This window comes from Amedibacillus sp. YH-ame10 (genome assembly GCF_053848885.1).
Map to the genome: position 1 here is coordinate 1 of NZ_JBSPFA010000061.1, position 3,728 is coordinate 3,728.

Sequence of the window (3,728 nt, forward strand, 5' to 3'; positions counted from 1 at the left end):
TTTTAAGCTTAATGAGCTTATTTTAACCTATATGACTCATATATATGAAAAAAAGAGGTCGTAACCTCCTAGGCATCATCTGAATTTCCAAATGTGTCTATTTCGTTACAGCCTCTTTTTTTTACGTCTTTAGAACATTCACTTCTTTTTACATTTTTTACAACATTTGTTTTGTCCTGGACGTAAAACATAGACGAGATATATCGGAACTACGATGATAATAATTAGTTTTATCATGTTTACACCTCACCCATAGATATGCAAACTTCAAAGAAATGGTATAGTTTTATGTCGAATTGTGATAAAATGTCGGTTGCATATAAAATTCACAAAGTAAATGTTCGCTTACACGACTAAGTTTGATATAATAATAGATACTGGAGGGATAACATGTCCGATAAATTTCATAAAGAAGATTTAGAAATCGTATTAAAAACGTACGGAATAAATCTAAGTGATATACAGAAAAAACAATTTCAAGACTATGCAGAAATGTTAGTAGAGTGGAATCAAAAAATGAATCTTACGGCTATCACTGATATCGATGAAATTTATGAAAAACATTTCTTGGACTCTTTGTTGCCTTCTTTTGAAATGACGATTCAAGGCACATTCTGTGATGTTGGGGCAGGGGCTGGATTTCCAAGTATCCCTTTAAAAATAATATATCCAGAATTGAAGGTTACGATCGTTGAAACTTTAGGAAAAAGAATTACTTTTTTAGAAGCTTTATGTAAGAAACTTAATCTAAGTGATGTTGCATGCGTTCACGCTCGTGCAGAGGAATACGCAAAAGATCATCGTGAAAGTTTTGATGTTGTCAGTGCTCGAGCAGTGGCAAATCTTACGATGCTTTCAGAGCTCTGTATTCCTTTGGTTAAAAAGGGTGGAAGTTTTCTTGCGTTAAAGGGTGCCAATGGGGACGAAGAATATGCATTGGCTGAAAAAGCAATTCAGATTCTAGGATGTAAATTGAAAAAAAGGGATGAAAAAGAGTTGGTGGATGGTTCTAAACGTGTAAACTTTGAGTTCGAAAAAGTAAAGAGTACACCTATGAAGTATCCAAGAGCATTTGCTCAAATAAAGAAAAATCCCCTATGAGGAGGAACTATATATGAAGGAAACAAAAACAATTATGATTGATCAGATTCAACCGAATCCATATCAACCTAGATTAGAATTCAATGATGATGCATTAATGGATTTAGCACAATCAATTCGTGAGAATGGGCTAATTCAACCGATTACAGTTAGAGAAGTGGATGGGAATTATCAAATCATTGCGGGAGAAAGAAGATTTCGTGCATTGAAATTAAACGGAGCTGTAGAAGTACCAGTTATGGTTTTGGATGCTAATGACATTCAAATGGCTGAAATGGCGCTTGTGGAAAATATTCAAAGAGAAAACCTAAGTGCGATAGAAGAAGCCAAATCATATTTAGATATTATGAAGTATACGAATATGAATCAATCAGAATTAGCTTTACGAGTTGGAAAATCGCAATCTTCAATCGCGAATAAAATTCGTTTATTAAATCTTGATGATGATGTACAAAGTGCAGTTAGTTCAAAGGTTATTACAGAACGTCATGCACGTGCATTGCTTAGTTTGGATGGAGAAAAGCAACAAAAGGCATTGGACAAAATTGTAAAAAAAGGACTGACAGTTGCACAGACCGAAAAAATGATCAAAGAAGAAAACCAACCAAAAGATGATAAAAAGAAAGTGATGCTAAAAGGTATCAGTAAAAATATTAAAATCGCAATTAATACAATTCATCAGGCAGCCGCAATGATTAAACGTGCTGGAACTGAAGTAGATGTAACACAGGTTGAGTATGAAGATGATGTTATTATCACCATACGCATCCCTAAATAGAAAGGAAGAGAACTATGGGAAAGATTATTGCCGTATCAAATCAAAAAGGCGGGGTAGGAAAAACAACAACCTCTATTAATCTAGCGGCAGGACTTGGCTATTTAGGAAATAAAGTGTTATTGATTGATTTTGATCCACAAGGAAATGCAACGCAAGGTGTAGGCGCTGAAGTTGGCGAAGATAAACTATCTGTATACAACTTAATTATGGAAGATTATAGTGTAGGTGATATTATCAAGAAGGTTCAATCTCCGCCATTGGATATCATACCTGCTAATATTTCTTTAGCTGGGGCAGACCTACAGATGGTGAAGTTTGAAGTAGGAAAAGAAGAATTACTTAAAAATAAATTAGAACCAATCAAAGATCAATACGACTTTATTATTATTGATTGTCCACCATCTTTAGGACTATTAAATACAAATGCATTAACGGCAGCAGATTCCGTAATGATTCCTGTACAGTGTGAATATTATGCATTAGAAGGTGTTACACAGCTGTTGTTGACAATTCGTTTGGTGCAACAATTATTCAATAAGAATCTTGTGATTGAAGGTGTCGTATTAACTATGTATGACGCAAGAACAAAACTTAGTGTAGAAGTACAACAAGAAGTGCGTAGACACTTTAAAGAACGTGTATATAAGAATTTCATTCCTAGAAATGTAAAACTAAGTGAGGCTCCTTCTAGAGGAATGTCCATCTTTGAATATGATGTAAAGTGCGAAGGTGCAAAAGCATATGCAGGATTAGCAAACGAGGTATTGAAGCTTAACAAAAAAGTGAAGAACTAAGGAGGTTTTACACATGGCAAAAAAAGAAAGTGTACCAAGACTTGGCAAAGGTCTATCCGCAATCTTCGGTGAAGATGTAAGTAGCGTACTAGAAGATATTCAACAAGGAAAGATGGATGTACATACAGATTCTAAATTTGAAGTAGATGTGGATGATGTAAAACCAAATCCTTATCAGCCACGTAAAGTATTTAACGATGAGAAAATACAAGAATTATCTGATTCTATAAAACTACATGGAGTGTTCACTCCAATCTTAGTTAAGAAAGCAGTAAAAGGATATGAATTAATTACTGGAGAACGTCGATTACGTGCTAGTAAACTAGCTGGATTGAAGACAATACCTGCTATCTTAATGGAATTCGATGATCAACAGATGATGGAAATTGCATTACTAGAAAATATTCAACGTGAAGATTTAAACGCTATTGAAGAAGCGCAAGGGTATGAAAAACTAATTAAGAAACTTGGATATAAACAAGAAGAATTAGCAAACCGTATCGGTAAATCAAGAGAACATGTAGCCAATATGTTGAGACTTTTAAAATTGCCTAAGGTTGTACAAAACCATGTAATTAAGGGAGAATTAAGCATGGGGCATGTGCGTGCATTATTAGCCCTTCACGATGAAAAACTTATGGAAGAAGTAGCAAAAAAGGCAATTGGACAAGGAATGAGTGTTCGTGCAGTAGAAGCATTTGTAAAACAATTGAACGAACCTAAAGAAGCACCTGTGAAGAAAATAAAAGATATCAATCTTGAACATGTGGAAAATAGACTTCAAACACGTTTTCAAACCAAAGTGTCTATTAGTGATAAACAAATCACAATCAAATATAGTGGAAATGATGATTTAAATCGAATTCTAGAAGTATTAGGTGGAATCGAAGAAGAATAAATATAAGGCGGTAGAACATGAAAATGCTCTATCGTTTTTTATCTATTAGGAACTTGCATAATTTAAGTGGAAATGAGAGAAAACGAAAAAAACATGACGAAAAGGCTCTAAGAAGAGCCAAAGAAGGACACGACAAGTTTTTACTTTTGATTCTCTA

Annotated in this window: 4 protein-coding genes; all 4 read left to right on the top strand. The window is 34.3% G+C overall.

Features of this window, described 5'->3' with window-relative positions:
* The first annotated feature begins 390 nt into the window (after positions 1–390).
* Genes rsmG through ACWG42_RS14855 form a run of 4 tightly spaced genes read left to right on the top strand, consistent with a single transcriptional unit; the run spans position 391 to position 3,571 of the window.
* Positions 391–1,101 (top strand): 16S rRNA (guanine(527)-N(7))-methyltransferase RsmG, encoded by a 711-nt coding sequence (gene rsmG, locus ACWG42_RS14840; protein ID WP_455793341.1) that lies wholly within the window; start codon positions 391–393, stop codon positions 1,099–1,101.
* A gap of 13 nt (positions 1,102–1,114) precedes the next feature.
* Complete coding sequence (locus ACWG42_RS14845) at positions 1,115–1,879, top strand: ParB/RepB/Spo0J family partition protein (RefSeq protein ID WP_455793342.1); 765 nt, start codon at positions 1,115–1,117, stop codon at positions 1,877–1,879.
* 14 nt (positions 1,880–1,893) lie between these two features.
* Positions 1,894–2,673, top strand: a complete 780-nt coding sequence (locus ACWG42_RS14850) for a ParA family protein (RefSeq protein WP_455793343.1) — start codon at positions 1,894–1,896, stop codon at positions 2,671–2,673.
* A gap of 13 nt (positions 2,674–2,686) precedes the next feature.
* The gene (locus tag ACWG42_RS14855; protein ID WP_455793344.1) at positions 2,687–3,571 is read left to right on the top strand and encodes a ParB/RepB/Spo0J family partition protein; all 885 of its coding nucleotides are present in this window, start codon (positions 2,687–2,689) and stop codon (positions 3,569–3,571) included.
* Positions 3,572–3,728: the final 157 nt, after the last annotated feature.